Below are 15,386 nucleotides of genomic sequence, written 5' to 3'. Positions count from 1 at the left end.
CAAACAGTAACAATCCTTGCATATAACTGTCATCAAAGTGTCCTATTTTGCTCAGCGTAGCAACTCAAACAACAATTTACGATTCCTGGCAGGAGACATTATGAACGTTATGCGTACCACTGTCGCAACTGTTGTCGCCGCGACCTTTTCTCTGAGCGCTTTTGCAGCTAACGCCGCTGCAAGTCTGACGGGTGCAGGTGCAACTTTCCCTGCGCCGGTGTATGCCAAATGGGCTGATACTTACCAGAAAGAAAACGGTAGCAAAGTAAACTACCAGGGTATCGGCTCTTCTGGTGGCGTAAAACAGATCATTGCTAACACCGTTGATTTCGGTGCTTCTGATGCTCCTCTGGCTGACGACAAACTGGCTCAGGAAGGCCTGTTCCAGTTCCCTACCGTTATCGGTGGTGTTGTTCTGGCCGTTAATCTGGAAGGCTTCAAATCCGGCGAACTGGTGCTGGATGGTAAAACCCTGGGTGATATCTACCTTGGCAAAATCAAAAAATGGAATGACGCAGCGATTGCGAAACTGAACCCGGGTAAAAAATTGCCGGCTCAGAACATCGCGGTTGTTCGTCGTGCTGACGGTTCCGGTACTTCCTTCGTTTTCACCAGCTACCTGGCGAAAGTTAACGAAGAGTGGAAATCCTCTATCGGCGCTGGCTCTACCGTAAACTGGCCAACTGGTCTGGGCGGTAAAGGTAATGACGGTATCGCTGCATTCGTCCAGCGTCTGCCGGGCTCCATCGGTTATGTTGAATATGCTTACGCTAAGCAGAACAACCTGACCTACACCAAGCTGATGTCTGCTGATGGCAAGCCGGTATCGCCGACCGAAGCAAGCTTCTCCAATGCGACCAAGAGCATTGACTGGAGCAAATCCTTCGCTCAGGACCTGACCAACCAGAAAGGCGCTGATGTGTGGCCAATCACCTCCACCACCTTCATCCTGGTGCACAAAGAGCAGAAAAACCCGGAGCAGGGTGCTGAAGTCCTGAAGTTCTTCGACTGGGCTTACACAAACGGTGGCAAACAGGCTAACGAACTGGATTACGCAACGCTGCCTGAAAGCGTGATTGCCCAGGTTCGTGCTGCATGGAAAACCAGCGTGAAAGACAGCAGCGGTAAAGCGCTGTACTAAATACCCGTCATACTTCGAGCCGCCTTGCTGCAACTCGAATTATTTAGGGTATGGCATTACCTTAGCCAGGAAGCACGATAAAATGCGCGCTTCCTGGCCCAAACTTAAAGAGTAACTTATGGTTGCAACCAAGCCGGCTTTTAGCCCTCCGGGCAAAAAAGGTGACATGATATTCAGCGCGCTGGTAAGACTGGCTGCGCTGATTGTGCTATTGCTGCTCGGCGGCATTATCGTGTCTCTGATTTTCTCCTCCTGGCCGAGTATTCAGAAATTTGGTTTCTCCTTCCTGTGGACGAAAGAGTGGGATGCGCCAAACGAAATTTTTGGTGCGCTGGTACCGATTTACGGCACGCTGGTCACCTCTTTCATCGCCCTGCTGATCGCTGTCCCGGTCAGTTTCGGTATTGCGCTGTTTCTGACGGAGCAGGCGCCTGGCTGGCTTAAGCGTCCGCTGGGGATCGCCATTGAGTTACTCGCCGCGATCCCCAGTATTGTTTACGGTATGTGGGGCCTGTTTATTTTCGCGCCTCTGTTTGCCAAATATTTCCAGGAACCGGTCGGCAATGTGATGTCCGCCATTCCTTTTGTTGGCGCGCTGTTCTCCGGCCCGGCTTTCGGTATCGGGATTTTGGCCGCAGGCGTGATCCTCGCCATCATGATTATTCCTTACATCGCAGCGGTTATGCGCGATGTGTTCGAACAAACCCCGGTGATGATGAAAGAGTCTGCCTACGGCATTGGCTGCACCACCTGGGAAGTTATCTGGCGTATCGTTCTGCCGTTTACCAAAAACGGGGTCATCGGCGGTGTGATGTTAGGTCTGGGCCGCGCGCTGGGTGAAACTATGGCGGTGACCTTTATCATCGGTAACACCTACCAGCTCGACAGCGCTTCGCTGTTTATGCCGGGTAACAGCATTACCTCTGCGCTGGCGAATGAGTTTGCCGAAGCGGAATCAGGACTGCATGTTGCAGCCCTGATGGAACTGGGTCTGATCCTGTTCGTGATTACCTTTATCGTACTGGCGATTTCTAAGCTGATGATTATGCGTCTGGCTAAAAATGAGGGGGCACGCTAATGGCTACGCTCGAAATACAGACCTCAACAGAGCTGGCGGAATCCCGTCGTAAGATGCAGGCCAAACGCCGGGCGAAAAATCGTCTGGCATTAACGCTCTCTATGGCGACCATGGCCTTCGGTTTGTTCTGGCTTATCTGGATCCTGATGTCGACCATCACCCGTGGGATTGATGGGATGTCGCTGGCCCTGTTCACCGAGATGACTCCGCCGCCGAATACCGCGGGCGGGGGGCTGGCGAATGCGCTGGCGGGCAGTGGTTTACTGATTTTCTGGGCCACCGCAGTGGGTACGCCGCTGGGGATCATGGCCGGTATTTACCTGGCGGAATACGGGCGTAAATCGTGGCTTGCCGAAATTATTCGCTTTATTAACGATATTTTGCTTTCCGCACCGTCGATTGTGGTGGGTTTGTTCGTCTACACCATCGTGGTGATGCAGATGCAACACTTCTCTGGTTGGGCGGGCGTGATAGCGCTGGCGCTGTTACAGGTGCCGATCGTGATTCGAACGACTGAGAACATGCTGAAACTGGTGCCTGACAGCCTGCGAGAAGCGGCCTATGCGCTGGGGACGCCGAAGTGGAAGATGATCTCCGCCATTACGCTGAAAGCCTCGGTCTCCGGCATTCTGACCGGCGTTCTGCTGGCGGTGGCGCGTATTGCCGGTGAAACCGCTCCGTTGCTGTTTACGGCGCTGTCGAACCAGTTCTGGAGCACCGACATGATGCAGCCCATTGCCAACCTGCCGGTGACTATCTTCAAATTCGCCATGAGCCCGTTTGCCGAATGGCAGCAACTGGCCTGGGCCGGCGTGCTGCTGATTACGTTGTGTGTGCTGTTGTTGAACGTTCTGGCGCGCGTGATTTTCGCGAACAAGAAATACTAATTTTTGCAGCACGGCGGAAGCGGTGCTGATTGAGGAAAGAGACAAATGAGTATGGTTGACACAACGCCGGACAAAATTCAGGTTCGTGATTTGAACTTCTATTACGGTAAATTCCATGCCCTGAAAAATATCAGCCTGGATATTGCCAAAAATCAGGTCACTGCTTTTATCGGGCCATCAGGCTGCGGTAAATCCACATTGCTGCGTACGTTCAACAAAATGTTTGAACTGTACCCTGAGCAGCGCGCGGAAGGTGAAATTCTGCTGGATGGGGATAACATTCTCACCAACACTCAGGATATCGCTCTGTTACGCGCCAAAGTCGGTATGGTGTTCCAGAAGCCGACGCCGTTCCCGATGTCGATTTATGACAATATCGCCTTTGGCGTGCGTCTGTTTGAAAAACTTTCACGTCCGGATATGGATGAGCGTGTGCAGTGGGCGCTGACCAAGGCCGCATTGTGGAATGAAACCAAAGATAAATTACACCAGAGTGGCTACTCTCTCTCTGGTGGTCAGCAGCAACGTCTGTGCATCGCGCGTGGTATTGCCATTCGCCCGGAAGTGTTGTTGCTGGATGAGCCATGTTCTGCACTGGATCCGATCTCAACCGGTCGCATTGAAGAGCTGATCACTGAGCTTAAACAGGATTACACCGTTGTGATTGTTACCCACAACATGCAGCAGGCTGCGCGTTGCTCCGATCACACTGCGTTTATGTACCTCGGCGAGTTGATTGAGTTCAGTAATACTGATGATCTGTTCACGAAGCCGAAGAAGAAACAAACCGAAGATTATATTACTGGCCGCTACGGTTGATTTGGAGTGCACCATGGACAACCTCAATCTTAATAAACATATTTCCGGCCAGTTTAATGCTGAGCTGGAAAGTATTCGCACTCAGGTCATGACCATGGGTGGAATGGTAGAGCAGCAGCTTTCTGATGCGATTACCGCCATGCACAACCAGGACAGCGAACTGGCTCAGCGTGTTGTCGAGGGTGACAAGCAGGTCAATATGATGGAAGTCGCCATCGATGAAGCCTGTGTGCGTATTATTGCAAAGCGTCAGCCGACGGCCAGCGACCTGCGCCTGGTGATGGCAATCATCAAGACCATTGCTGAACTGGAACGTATTGGCGATGTGGCGGATAAAATCTGCCGCACCGCACTGGAGAAGTTCTCTTCTCAGCATCAGCCGCTGCTGGTAAGCCTGGAGTCGCTGGGCCGCCATACCGTGCAAATGCTGCATGATGTGCTGGATGCTTTTGCCCGTATGGACATTGACGAAGCGGTGCGTATTTACCGTGAAGACAAGAAAGTTGACCAGGAATATGAAGGCATTGTGCGTCAGTTGATGACGTATATGATGGAAGATCCGCGCACTATCCCGAGCGTATTAACGGCTTTGTTCTGCGCGCGCTCCATTGAGCGTATTGGTGACCGCTGCCAGAATATCTGCGAATACATCTTCTATTTCGTCAAAGGCCAGGATTTCCGTCATGTTGGCGGCGATGAACTGGATAAGTTACTCGCCGGGCACGATCCAAAAGAGTAATTGCATTTCTGCTTATCTAAACGCCAGCTTCTGCTGGCGTTTCTCTTTTGAGCTCAGGCTGTTCCATAAAGATAATACTGGGCTAAAAATTCGCAGTGAATCACAGTTTATTCCTTTGCTCATTGCTGGCGAATTAAAAATCGCTATGTTGTGGGCTGAAACTGGATTGCTACCGCGTTGCGGGCTAAACCTGACATCTCCTTAACGGAGGTGCCAGGTTTTTTTGTTTTTGGGGCATGGCAACGCGCCCTGCCGCAATGCGTTATCCAGTACAGGATTGTTACTGCTTTAGACAGGCAAAACCTGAACTCACGCCCGTGTCATAACGGGCGGGTTCAGGTTTTTTTTTATTCAAAAATGGTTGGATGGAAACCATGAAAAAAACAATACCCTTAATTCTGGCATCATCATTTTTATACTCTGTTACACCTGCGGTGGCCGCGACACAGAACATGACCGTTGAACAGCGTCTGGCAGCGCTGGAAAAAGATCTCAGCGAAACGAAAAAGGAGTTACAACGCTACAAGGACGATGAGAAAAACAAGCAGGCGCTGTATTACTCGCAGCCAGCGACCTCGACGGCGAACGTACCGGCTACGGCGCCTGCGGCGGTGCTGGTTCAGACGGCTCCGGCATCGGCAACACAGCCCGCTCAGGCGGATGCGGTAACCGCGATGTCGATGAAAGATCTCAGTAAATTCGTCAAAGACGAGATTGGCTTCAGCTATACCGGCTATTTCCGTTCGGGCTGGGGCGGTACCACCAATGGCTCGCCAAAAGCCTGGGCTATCGGTTCACTGGGACGTTTTGGTAACGAGTACAGCAGCTGGTTTGATTTGCAGTTATCCCAGCGCGTCTACAACGAAAACGGCAAAACCGCGAAGGCCGTGGTGATGCTGGATGGCAACGTCGGTCAGTCTTACTCATCGGGCTGGTTTGGCGATAACAGCAGCAACGATAACCTCCTGCAATTCTCGGATATCTATCTGACCACCACCGGATTCCTGCCATTTGCACCAGAAGCCGATTTGTGGGTCGGTAAACATCAGTTGCCGAAACACGAAGTGCAAATGCTTGACTGGAAAACGCTGCCTACCGATAACGCCGGTGGCGTCGGGATTGAGAACATGAAGCTGGGCAGCGGTAAACTGGATATCGCCCTGCTGCGCGATGATATCGACCAGTACAATCGCTCACTCAGCAACTCGCAGCAGCTCAACACCAACACGGTTGATGTCCGTTATAAAGACATCCCGCTGTGGGATAACGCGGTGCTGATGCTTAACGGTCGTTATGCGATGGGGAACTCAACGGATACGCAGAAAGAAAACGTGAACGACAACGGGTATTACAAATGGAAAGATACCTGGATGGTGGGCACCGCGTTGACCCAGAAATTCAATAACGGCGGCTTCAACGAATTCAGCGTGCTGGTGGCCAATAACTCACTGGCGAGCAGTTTTTCTCGCTACACCGACTCCAGCCCCAATATAAGCTTCAACGGTCGTTACTACGGCGAGCATACCAACGGCACGGCAATTCGCCTCGTCTCGCAGGGGGAAACTTACCTGCGTGATGATGTGATCCTGGCGAACGCACTGGTCTGGGCACACGGCGAAGATGTCTACAGCTATGACACCGGTGCGCACAGTGATTTCACCAGCTACCGCGCGGCCATTCGCCCGGCTTACATCTGGGATAAATACAATCAGACGGGCGTTGAACTGGCGTATTTCAACCAGAAAAATACAGACCGGCTGGGTGTGAAGTACAAAGAGGCAGGCTACAAAACTACGCTCTACCATGCGCTTAAGGTCGATACCAGCATGCTGACGTCGCGCCCGGAAATCCGTTTCTATGGCACGTACATCCACGCACTAAACAACGAACTGGATAACTTCAGCTTTGCTGACGAGAAAAATGACCAGTTCGCAGCGGGCGTACAGGCTGAAGTCTGGTGGTAACAATGTGGCGGTTATCGATGCGTTGGCGTGGAAAAACAACACCAAGGAGATGATATGAAAAGACAACTTGCCTGTCTGGCTCTGGCAGTATCAGCCCTGTCAGGTGGTATGTCGGTACCGACATTTGCCGCCCCCTTCCCGGTCACTCCGGATATGTCTGTGCCGGTTAGCCAGTACGTGACGCAGGTTAATGCGGATAAGAGTATTACGTATCGTCTGTTCGCGCCGGGTGCAAAGCGCGTATCAGTCATTACGGGTTCCACACCAGATAACTTCGTCTCACATGATATGACCAAAGACGACAGCGGTGTCTGGTCCTGGAAGAGCAAAAGCCTGACGCCCAATCTCTACGAGTATTATTTTGATGTTGATGGGTTCCGTTCGGTGGATACAGGAAGCCGTTTCCAGAAACCGCAGCGCCAGGTCAACACCAGTCTGATTCTGGTACCGGGAAGCATTCTCGACGATCGCGCGGTCCCGCATGGTGATTTACTGACAGTGACTTACCACTCGAAAGAGCTGCGCTCTGAGCGTCGCGTCTATATCTGGACGCCACCGGGCTATAACGGAAAAGGCGAACCGCTGCCGGTGCTCTACTTCTACCACGGCTTCGGTGACACCGGTTTGTCAGCTATCGACCAGGGGCGTCTGCCGCAAATCATGGACAACCTGCTGGCAGAAGGCAAAATCAAGCCAATGCTGGTGGTGGTGCCGGATACAGAAACGGAAATCACGCAGGCGATTCCAGAAAACTATCCGCCGAAAGAGCGGCGCAAAACCTTCTATCCGCTGAACGCAAAAGCGGCTAACCGTGAGCTGATGCACGACATCATCCCGATGGTCGATGGGCGGTTTAATGTGCGTAAAGATGCTGACGGGCGTGCACTGGCGGGACTATCGCAAGGGGGCTATCAGGCTCTGGTGTCAGGGATGAATCATCTGGACAGCTTCGGTTGGCTGGCGACCTTTAGCGGCGTCACCACTGCGACGGTGCCGGATGCGGGTGTTGCCGCGCAACTTGCCAAACCGCAGGCCATTAATGCCCAGCTCCGCAACTTTACGGTGGTGGTGGGTGAGAAGGACTCGGTGACCGGTAAAGACATTGCGGGACTCAAGGCTGAGCTGGAAAAACAGGGCATTACGTTTGATTACAAGATGTACCCTGGTCTGAATCATGAAATGGACGTCTGGCGTCCGGCCTACGCTGAGTTTGTACAGAAGGTGTTTAAGTAAGGTGTCACGCCTCTCCTTTTCAGGAGAGGCGTCATGCTTAGCGGCTGATGTTCCAGCCGCGCGCCTGCCATAGCGCAGGCAGCTGCGACAGTTCGGTAAAGGTGGTGACCTGCGGGTGGTCAACGGGTTTGTTATGCGGATCGGCGCAGAAGTAAAACACCTCCATTCCCGCCGCAATACCGGACTGCACGCCAGCAACAGAATCATCAACCAGAATACAGCGCGGCGTATTCACGCCCAGTGCCTTCGCTGCATGGAACATGAGCGCCGGTTCCGGCTTCCAGCTTTGAATATCGTAACCACTAAACAAGAGATCCGGGAAATGGTGTAGCAGGCCTGTTTTCCCCAGCGAATGCTGCATTTTGCTGACCGGGCCATTGGAGACCACGCAAACCGGCACTGTCACCGCATCCAGCAGCGCTTTTGCACCGGGTATGATTTCCAGCTCAGAGTCAAACAGACGTGCAACCTCGGCACGAAACACGGGCTCCAGCGCGCTGTTTTCCAGCTTAACGCCATACTCTTCACCGATGACGGCGATAATTTCGTAAAGTTTCATACCTTTAAAGCGCTTAAACACCTCCTCAAGATCGAGATCGATGCCAAATTCTTTAAACATATGCACATAAGCGCGCGAACAAATGACTTCACTGTCGACCAGGGTGCCGTCACAGTCGAAAAATACTGCTTCTATTTGGGACATGCCGTTTCCTGTAACTCGATTTATTTAGGGAATGTTGCAAGTTTAACGTTTACTTAAGACAGATTACGTCACGCAATCGTTGCCGTATAAGCAAATTCAATGAAAAAAAGTGTGTGATAACGGTCAACATTGTCTCATTTTGGTATAGGATAGCGACGAATTTTCCCTCCTTTGTTCGGAAATTGATAATGAGCCAACAACAGACTACCCAGGCGTCGGGCCAGGGGTTGCTTGAACGCGTGTTTAAACTGCGTGAGCATGGCACGTCGGCACGCACCGAAGTGATCGCCGGTTTCACCACTTTTTTAACGATGGTTTACATCGTCTTTGTTAACCCGCAGATTTTGGGTGTTGCCGGGATGGACACCAGTGCGGTCTTCGTTACCACCTGTCTGATTGCTGCATTCGGTAGCATCCTGATGGGGCTGTTTGCCAACCTGCCGGTGGCTCTGGCACCAGCAATGGGGCTGAATGCCTTCTTTGCTTTTGTGGTGGTTGGCGCGATGGGCCTCTCCTGGCAGATCGGCATGGGGGCAATTTTCTGGGGTGCGGTAGGTCTGTTATTGCTGACCATTTTCCGCGTTCGTTACTGGATGATTGCCAATATTCCGATGGGCCTGCGCGTAGGTATTACCAGCGGCATCGGTCTGTTTATCGGCATGATGGGTCTGAAAAACGCCGGCGTTATCGTGGCGAACAAAGATACTCTGGTGTCCATTGGTAATCTGACCTCACACAGCGTCCTGCTGGGTGTGCTGGGCTTCTTTATCATTGCCATTCTGGCATCCCGCAATATTCATGCTGCAGTACTGGTGTCTATCGTTGTCACCACGCTGTTGGGCTGGCTGATGGGCGATGTGCAGTACCACGGTATTGTTTCCGCACCGCCGAGCATCACAAGCGTAGTGGGCAATGTGGATTTGGCCGGTTCGTTTAACATTGGTCTGGCAGGAGTCATTTTCTCCTTTATGCTGGTTAACCTGTTCGACTCCTCGGGTACGCTTATCGGGGTTACCGACAAAGCCGGGCTGGTGGATGAGAAGGGTAAATTCCCGCGCATGAAACAGGCGCTGTATGTCGACAGTATCTCTTCGGTTGCCGGTTCCTTTATCGGTACCTCTTCTGTCACTGCATATATCGAATCTTCTTCCGGCGTCTCCGTGGGCGGCCGTACCGGTCTGACCGCGGTCGTGGTGGGTATCCTGTTCCTGCTGGTTATCTTCCTTTCGCCACTGGCGGGTATGGTTCCTGCGTATGCCGCTGCGGGTGCGCTGATCTATGTTGGCGTGCTGATGACGTCCAGCCTTGCGCGTGTGAAGTGGGATGACCTGACTGAAGCCGTGCCTGCGTTTATTACCGCGGTGATGATGCCGTTCAGCTTCTCCATTACTGAAGGCATTGCGTTAGGCTTTATCTCCTACTGCATAATGAAGCTGTTCACTGGCCGTCTGCGCGAGCTGAGCCCTTGCGTGATAGTGGTCGCGCTGCTGTTCTTGTTGAAAATTGTTTTTATCGACCATTAATATCGGTATTCAGCACGCAGACAAGCCCGGTAAGCGGTAACGCTACCGGGCTTTTTTAATCAGGTCAGTTAAGGGTAAGGGTTTTTTCTGCTGGTAAGCTGGTAAATCGCATTAAACGCGAAGCGGGATCGTTTGCGCGGGTTTGCACATCCGGCAGATAGCGCCAGCCGTTTTTACTGTCAAACTCCCAGATTTTAAGGCTCTCAATGGCCGGTGTGGCTGCCACCGACCAGATCAGCACATCCTCAGCGTCACACAATACTTCTACCTGTGCCAGCTGTGGCACACGCAGACGTCCGGCTCCGGGCAGCAACTGCAACAGGTCGTGCCCGTTGTGCATCTGATTGATCAATTGCAGCACACTTTGCCGCAGGGTAGACAACTGCGTCTGGGCTTCATTGGGATCGTTTTGGTTGTTAATCCACAGCTGTTCGTTACTGGTCAGTTGCCAGCCCTGTTGTGTATAAGGGCTATGAAAACTGCGTGTGGCGCGCTGGAGTTCCATATTGAGGCCGCATTCACCTTCGGTGGCGATGGCAACGCCCACCATATTACCGGTAGAGGCTAGAGAGAAGTGCGGCAGGTCAGGATCGGAAAACTTAGGGCGTCCACTGGATTCAATTATGATGTCCGGTAATTCACCGACGCCGTACAGCATAAACATCATTTCGGCGAGTAATGCTCTGGAGGCCAGGAACCGCGACTGCTGGTGTTCAGGAAGTTGTCTGGCGCTGTCGCGGCAGAGCTGAGAGAGTCGGGTTGAAACTAAGCATCCTCCGGAGAGGGTCCCTCTTGCAAAATGCGTTGCCATTTTTCGCTCCGTGATAATGGTCCGGTACTGGAAGCAGTGATGCACATTATCGCGCATACCGATTAGGTTTTAATGTGGAAAAAGGTATCTGAAAAGCCCCAGGCACTGACTTTTACAATAAATTTAGTCAATAGATGTCCATCTACATATTTCCTGCACAATTGAAACGCCGGAAGGGGCTGGCAGGCAGAGACGAAGGTTGCACAAAAAGCAGTGGGTGGCCGGAAGCAGGCGACCCTGTGAATGAGGCGGTCGCCTTGTTGAGTGTGCTGCTCTGGGGTTACTTCCCGATACAGAAGCTGGAGAAAATACGTCCCAGCAGATCATCGGAGGTAAAATCGCCCGTTATTTCGCTCAGGGACTGCTGAGCGAGGCGCAGCTCCTCTGCCAGTAATTCACCCGCCCATGCCCCCAGCAACTGCGCTTTACCCTGTTGCAGGTGATTTGCGGCCTCTTCTAAGGCCTGTAGATGACGACGGCGCGCCAGGAAGCCGCCTTCCAGTATGGTGTCAAAACCCATGCTCTGTTTCAGATGGCTACGTAACTCATCAACACCTTCACCCGTCCGGGCCGAAAGACGAATAAGTGAGTGACCATTTACATCGCTGATGCCTGGCGCCTCGCCAGTGACGTCCGCTTTGTTACGCACCACTGTAATTGGCAGTTTCTGCGGCAGACGAGCGATAAAGTCAGGCCAGATTTCAGCGGGATTCAGGGCGTCGGTGGTGGTGCTGTCAACCATAAACAGCACACGGTCGGCTTGCTCGATTTCCTGCCAGGCGCGTTCAATACCAATGCGTTCGACTTCATCACTCGCGTCGCGCAGGCCTGCGGTATCAATAATATGCAGCGGCATGCCGTCGATATGAATATGTTCGCGCAGGACGTCGCGCGTGGTGCCGGCGATATCAGTCACGATCGCTGCCTCACGGCCTGCCAGCGCGTTCAGCAGGCTCGATTTCCCGGCATTTGGGCGACCGGCAATCACCACTTTCATCCCTTCACGCAACAGGCTGCCCTGGCGCGCCTCGGCACGTACCGCGTCCAGATCGACAATCACCGCATTGAGCTGGGCTTCAATTTTACCGTCGGACAGGAAGTCGATCTCCTCGTCCGGGAAATCGATAGCCGCTTCGACGTAGATGCGCAGGTGAGTGAGCGCTTCCACTAAATGATTCACGCGAGCGGAAAACACCCCCTGTAACGAGTTCACCGCTGAGCGTGCGGCCTGCTCGGAGCTGGCATCAATCAGGTCGGCAATAGCTTCAGCCTGGGCTAAATCGAGTTTGTCGTTAAGGAAGGCGCGTTCTGAGAATTCTCCCGGCTTTGCGATTCGCACGCCAGGAAGGGTCAGAATACGTTTGAGCAGCAGATCCAGAATCACCGGGCCGCCGTGCCCTTGTAGCTCCAGCACGTCTTCGCCCGTAAAGGAGTTGGGACCGGGGAACCACAGCGCAATGCCTTGATCCAGCGTGCTTCCGTCGAGGTCGATAAATGGCAGATAGTCGGCGTAGCGAGGCTTCGGCAGCTTGCCTAAAACCGCGTGCGCGACATCGCGGGCATTCAGGCCGGAAATACGCAGGATACCCACACCACCGCGTCCCGGTGGGGTTGCCTGGGCGACAATGGTGTCGTTATGGCTCATGGCTTGTCTCTTTATTCCAATAAAAAAGGCGGTCTGCTGACCGCCCTCTATTTACTCTTCCGTTTGCCGGGTGGCGCTTAGCTCACCCGGTTACAGGTCAGGAGCTTTTCTTCTCGCGGCTATGCAGGCCACGTTTCTCCAGACCACGGTAAATCAGCTGCTGCTGAATAATGGTTACCAGGTTGCTGACGATATAGTACAGCACCAGACCTGACGGGAACCACAGGAAGAAGACGGTGAAGATGACCGGCATAAAGGTCATGATCTTCTGCTGCATCGGGTCGGTCACGGTGGTCGGCGACATCTTCTGAATGAAGAACATCGTGATACCCATCAGGATCGGCAGGATGTAGTAAGGGTCCTGAGCAGACAGGTCATGGATCCACAGTGCGAACGGCGCATGGCGCAGCTCAACGGAACCCATCAGCATGTAATACAGCGCCAGGAAGATTGGCATCTGAATCAGCAGCGGGAAACAACCACCCAACGGGTTCACTTTTTCCGCTTTGTACAGCGCCATCATTTCCTGACTCTGACGCTGTTTGTCATCGCCCAGACGCTCACGCATGGCCTGAATTTTAGGCTGCAACATGCGCATTTTCGCCATGGAGGTGTACTGCGCTTTGGTCAGCGGGTACATGATGCCACGAACGATAAAGGTAATGACGATGATCGAGTAGCCCCAGTTACCCAGGAAGCTATGGATCCATTTCAGCAGTTTAAACAGCGGCTGAGAAATGAACCACAACCAGCCGTAGTCCACGGTCAAATCCAGGTGCGGCGCAGCAGCAGCCATTTTATCCTGAATGGCCGGGCCTACCCACAGAGTGCTGTTCAGCTCACTCTTCTGACCAGGCTGGACCAGAACCGGCTGCGATTTGTAGCCGATGGCTGCAATACCGTTGCCCAGGTTGGCGGTATAGAAGTTATTCGCGCCTTCAGTATGTGGGATCCATGCGGTAGCAAAATACTGCTGGAGCATCGCAACCCAACCGTTGTTGGCGCTGATGTTCAGGTTTTCGTTGTCCGCAATGGTATCGAACTTATATTTCTCATACTTCGAGTCAGGCGTAGAGTACGCCGCGCCACGGAAGGTATGCAGTGCGAAGTTATTGCTGCCGGTATCGCGATGCGATGGCAGATTGATGGACTGTTTCAGCTGACCGAAGGAGGAGACTTCCAGCGGTTTTTCGCTGGCGTTCTGCACGCCGTAGCCAACATTCACCGCATATTCACCACGTTTCAGGGTGAAGGTTTTGGTGAAGGTGTTGCCAGCGGCATCGGTGTAAGTCAGCGGGATCGCCAGCTCGTTCTGGCCATCAGCCAGTACGAACGCATCTTTTTCGCTATTGTACAGCGGACGCGGACCATTAGCCGGATTATCCGGACCGTCGCGACCGGTCAGACCGCTTTGTGCCTGATAGATAAACTGAGGCGTTGTTTCCAGTAACTGGAAAGGCTCGGTAGCACCCAGATCTTTCGGGTAACCCAAAAGCAGGGCCTGCTCAACATCACCACCACGGGTGTTGATGGTCATTTCCAGCACGTCGGTTTTAACCGAAATCAGTTTCCCCTGGCCACTGGCTGGTACGCCCTGGTCGGCTGCGCTACCCGCTGCGGTGGTCGTAGTCTGCGTGATCTGCTGCTGAGGCTGAGGATTTTTATCCTGCTCCCAGGCTTGCCAGATCATGAAAGACACGAACAACAAAGCGATGACAAAAAGATTGCGTTGCGAATCCATCGTTAGTGTTCTCTGGTATTAAAGGGTCCTGGCGGGACGGGATCGTCTCCACCCGGGTGTAAAGGGTGGCATTTTAATACGCGTTTCACTGTCAACCAACTGCCTTTTATCATTCCAAACCTGCTCAATGCCTCAATTCCATAGTGAGAGCAGGTTGGTGTGAAACGGCAACGTGGCCCGAGTAGCGGACTAATCAGGATTTGATAGACCCGAATAAGGCCTATCAGGAGCCGTGAGCCAGGCGACAATGGCGGCGCCATAACTTTTCCAACGCTTCCGAAAGCGCTCGGTTATCGAGGTCGGCAACCCCTTTTTTCGCCACCACCACGAAATCCATTGCCGGAAGTTCATGTTGACGTAAACGAAAGCTTTCACGCGTCAGACGTTTAATCCGATTGCGCTCATGGGCTCGTTTAACATTTTTTTTGGCGACGGTAAGACCGATACGGGGATGCCCCAGCGAATTCAGGCGGCCGAGGATGGTGATTTGCGGCGTGCCAGCCCGTTGTGGCTGCTGGAAGACGAATGTGAAATGATTGGGAGTTAACAAACGTAACTCCCTGGGAAAAGCGAGCTTAACCACCGAGGGGTTAGCTTTTATTACTTGGAAACGGTCAGACGTGCGCGGCCTTTAGCGCGACGACGAGCCAGAACCTGGCGACCATTTTTAGTAGCCATACGAGCACGGAAGCCGTGTGAACGGTTGCGCTTCAGTACGGACGGTTGAAAAGTGCGTTTCATGGCGATTTCTACCTAAACTTGAATGAATTCACTGACTTTTGCGTATGCCCGTAAGGCTAAGCGAACGACTAACGCTTCAGTGTGGGTGATTAAAGAGGCCGGATTGTAATAATTGTACACTCCGGAGTCAATTCTCTTTCCTTATAACGCGTGTATTTTTGCACAGATTAGGGTGAAAAACACTCAGCGTTCGACGGTTGAAAACGAGCATAACACGCCGGGGGAAGGATTATACGACCCAAACAGGAAATCGCAAGGATCCTCCAGGATCTTCGTTAGATCGATTAAGGAAGGTGCGATTTAATCGTCAGTTATGAGAACATAAGGCTTTCTTTGCCATAGATTTTTCACGATGCCCGCA

General features: G+C 52.7%; 15 protein-coding genes and 1 pseudogene. 8 read left to right on the top strand and 8 right to left on the bottom strand.

What is annotated here, in order from left to right:
- The first annotated feature begins 100 nt into the window (after window positions 1–100).
- The 7 genes from pstS (at window position 101) to ACSZO4_RS07045 (ending at window position 7,861) form a co-directional block, all read left to right on the top strand.
- A complete protein-coding gene (pstS, locus tag ACSZO4_RS07075; protein ID WP_437888179.1) occupies window positions 101–1,141 on the top strand; it encodes a phosphate ABC transporter substrate-binding protein PstS in 1,041 nt (346 codons plus the stop codon).
- 118 nt (window positions 1,142–1,259) lie between these two features.
- Complete coding sequence (gene pstC / locus ACSZO4_RS07070; RefSeq protein WP_437888178.1) at window positions 1,260–2,219, top strand: phosphate ABC transporter permease PstC; 960 nt, start codon at window positions 1,260–1,262, stop codon at window positions 2,217–2,219.
- Complete coding sequence (gene pstA / locus ACSZO4_RS07065) at window positions 2,219–3,106, top strand: phosphate ABC transporter permease PstA (protein WP_437888177.1); 888 nt, start codon at window positions 2,219–2,221, stop codon at window positions 3,104–3,106. Before pstC ends, pstA begins: the two co-directional genes overlap by 1 nt.
- Before the next feature lie 45 nt (window positions 3,107–3,151).
- Complete coding sequence (pstB, locus tag ACSZO4_RS07060) at window positions 3,152–3,925, top strand: phosphate ABC transporter ATP-binding protein PstB (RefSeq protein ID WP_437888176.1); 774 nt, start codon at window positions 3,152–3,154, stop codon at window positions 3,923–3,925.
- A 13-nt stretch (window positions 3,926–3,938) separates the two neighbouring features.
- Window positions 3,939–4,664 (top strand): phosphate signaling complex protein PhoU, encoded by a 726-nt coding sequence (gene phoU, locus ACSZO4_RS07055; RefSeq protein WP_437433081.1) that lies wholly within the window; start codon window positions 3,939–3,941, stop codon window positions 4,662–4,664.
- Between the two features lie 374 nt (window positions 4,665–5,038).
- The gene (locus ACSZO4_RS07050) at window positions 5,039–6,628 is read left to right on the top strand and encodes a carbohydrate porin (protein WP_437888175.1); all 1,590 of its coding nucleotides are present in this window, start codon (window positions 5,039–5,041) and stop codon (window positions 6,626–6,628) included.
- Window positions 6,629–6,682: 54 nt separating this feature from the next.
- Window positions 6,683–7,861 (top strand): alpha/beta hydrolase-fold protein, encoded by a 1,179-nt coding sequence (locus ACSZO4_RS07045; protein ID WP_437888174.1) that lies wholly within the window; start codon window positions 6,683–6,685, stop codon window positions 7,859–7,861.
- A gap of 37 nt (window positions 7,862–7,898) precedes the next feature.
- Here ACSZO4_RS07045 and yieH read toward each other — a convergent pair whose 3' ends face one another.
- On the bottom strand, window positions 7,899–8,564 hold the full coding sequence (gene yieH / locus ACSZO4_RS07040; protein WP_437888173.1) for a 6-phosphogluconate phosphatase: 666 nt from the start codon (window positions 8,562–8,564) through the stop codon (window positions 7,899–7,901).
- A 188-nt stretch (window positions 8,565–8,752) separates the two neighbouring features.
- On the opposite strand from yieH, the gene ACSZO4_RS07035 reads away from it, so the two are divergent.
- Window positions 8,753–10,087, top strand: a complete 1,335-nt coding sequence (locus ACSZO4_RS07035) for an NCS2 family permease (protein WP_437888172.1) — start codon at window positions 8,753–8,755, stop codon at window positions 10,085–10,087.
- 64 nt (window positions 10,088–10,151) lie between these two features.
- Here ACSZO4_RS07035 and ACSZO4_RS07030 read toward each other — a convergent pair whose 3' ends face one another.
- From ACSZO4_RS07030 to ACSZO4_RS07000, 7 genes and pseudogenes are all read right to left on the bottom strand, one after another.
- Complete coding sequence (locus tag ACSZO4_RS07030; RefSeq protein WP_437888171.1) at window positions 10,152–10,898, bottom strand: 4'-phosphopantetheinyl transferase family protein; 747 nt, start codon at window positions 10,896–10,898, stop codon at window positions 10,152–10,154.
- A 280-nt stretch (window positions 10,899–11,178) separates the two neighbouring features.
- Window positions 11,179–12,543 (bottom strand): tRNA uridine-5-carboxymethylaminomethyl(34) synthesis GTPase MnmE, encoded by a 1,365-nt coding sequence (gene mnmE, locus ACSZO4_RS07025; protein ID WP_437888170.1) that lies wholly within the window; start codon window positions 12,541–12,543, stop codon window positions 11,179–11,181.
- Between the two features lie 97 nt (window positions 12,544–12,640).
- Window positions 12,641–14,284 carry a membrane protein insertase YidC gene (yidC, locus tag ACSZO4_RS07020; protein ID WP_437888169.1) on the bottom strand — a complete coding sequence of 548 codons (1,644 nt, stop codon included), beginning with the start codon at window positions 14,282–14,284 and terminating at the stop codon, window positions 12,641–12,643.
- A gap of 2 nt (window positions 14,285–14,286) precedes the next feature.
- Window positions 14,287–14,544: a membrane protein insertion efficiency factor YidD gene (gene yidD / locus ACSZO4_RS07015; protein ID WP_437888168.1), complete on the bottom strand. Its 258-nt coding sequence runs from the start codon at window positions 14,542–14,544 to the stop codon at window positions 14,287–14,289.
- Window positions 14,508–14,867: a ribonuclease P protein component gene (gene rnpA, locus ACSZO4_RS07010; RefSeq protein ID WP_088221260.1), complete on the bottom strand. Its 360-nt coding sequence runs from the start codon at window positions 14,865–14,867 to the stop codon at window positions 14,508–14,510. The genes yidD and rnpA overlap by 37 nt, the downstream gene beginning before the upstream one ends.
- A gap of 17 nt (window positions 14,868–14,884) precedes the next feature.
- Entirely contained in the window at window positions 14,885–15,025 is a 141-nt protein-coding gene (gene rpmH, locus ACSZO4_RS07005; RefSeq protein WP_000831330.1) for a 50S ribosomal protein L34, read from the bottom strand.
- 229 nt (window positions 15,026–15,254) lie between these two features.
- Window positions 15,255–15,323 (bottom strand): annotated as a pseudogene (locus ACSZO4_RS07000) (hypothetical protein); the annotation flags it as partial.
- Window positions 15,324–15,386: the final 63 nt, after the last annotated feature.

It is taken from the genome of Phytobacter sp. V91, assembly GCF_965644225.1.
Lineage (GTDB): Bacteria > Pseudomonadota > Gammaproteobacteria > Enterobacterales > Enterobacteriaceae > CBFFRJ01.
Note: the sequence above shows the minus strand (reverse complement) of the source record. Positions and strands in the feature narration are given on the sequence as shown.

Excerpts from the sequence above, each read along its gene's own strand:
- pstS (WP_437888179.1), top strand. The coding sequence starts at position 101 with ATGAACGTTATGCGTACCACTGTCGCAACTGTTGTCGCCGCGACCTTT.
- pstC (WP_437888178.1), top strand. The coding sequence starts at position 1,260 with ATGGTTGCAACCAAGCCGGCTTTTAGCCCTCCGGGCAAAAAAGGTGAC.
- pstA (WP_437888177.1), top strand. The coding sequence starts at position 2,219 with ATGGCTACGCTCGAAATACAGACCTCAACAGAGCTGGCGGAATCCCGT.
- pstB (WP_437888176.1), top strand. The coding sequence starts at position 3,152 with ATGAGTATGGTTGACACAACGCCGGACAAAATTCAGGTTCGTGATTTG.
- phoU (WP_437433081.1), top strand. The coding sequence starts at position 3,939 with ATGGACAACCTCAATCTTAATAAACATATTTCCGGCCAGTTTAATGCT.
- ACSZO4_RS07050 (WP_437888175.1), top strand. The coding sequence starts at position 5,039 with ATGAAAAAAACAATACCCTTAATTCTGGCATCATCATTTTTATACTCT.
- ACSZO4_RS07045 (WP_437888174.1), top strand. The coding sequence starts at position 6,683 with ATGAAAAGACAACTTGCCTGTCTGGCTCTGGCAGTATCAGCCCTGTCA.
- yieH (WP_437888173.1), bottom strand. The coding sequence starts at position 8,564 with ATGTCCCAAATAGAAGCAGTATTTTTCGACTGTGACGGCACCCTGGTC.
- ACSZO4_RS07035 (WP_437888172.1), top strand. The coding sequence starts at position 8,753 with ATGAGCCAACAACAGACTACCCAGGCGTCGGGCCAGGGGTTGCTTGAA.
- ACSZO4_RS07030 (WP_437888171.1), bottom strand. The coding sequence starts at position 10,898 with ATGGCAACGCATTTTGCAAGAGGGACCCTCTCCGGAGGATGCTTAGTT.
- mnmE (WP_437888170.1), bottom strand. The coding sequence starts at position 12,543 with ATGAGCCATAACGACACCATTGTCGCCCAGGCAACCCCACCGGGACGC.
- yidC (WP_437888169.1), bottom strand. The coding sequence starts at position 14,284 with ATGGATTCGCAACGCAATCTTTTTGTCATCGCTTTGTTGTTCGTGTCT.
- yidD (WP_437888168.1), bottom strand. The coding sequence starts at position 14,544 with ATGGCGCCGCCATTGTCGCCTGGCTCACGGCTCCTGATAGGCCTTATT.
- rpmH (WP_000831330.1), bottom strand. The coding sequence starts at position 15,025 with ATGAAACGCACTTTTCAACCGTCCGTACTGAAGCGCAACCGTTCACAC.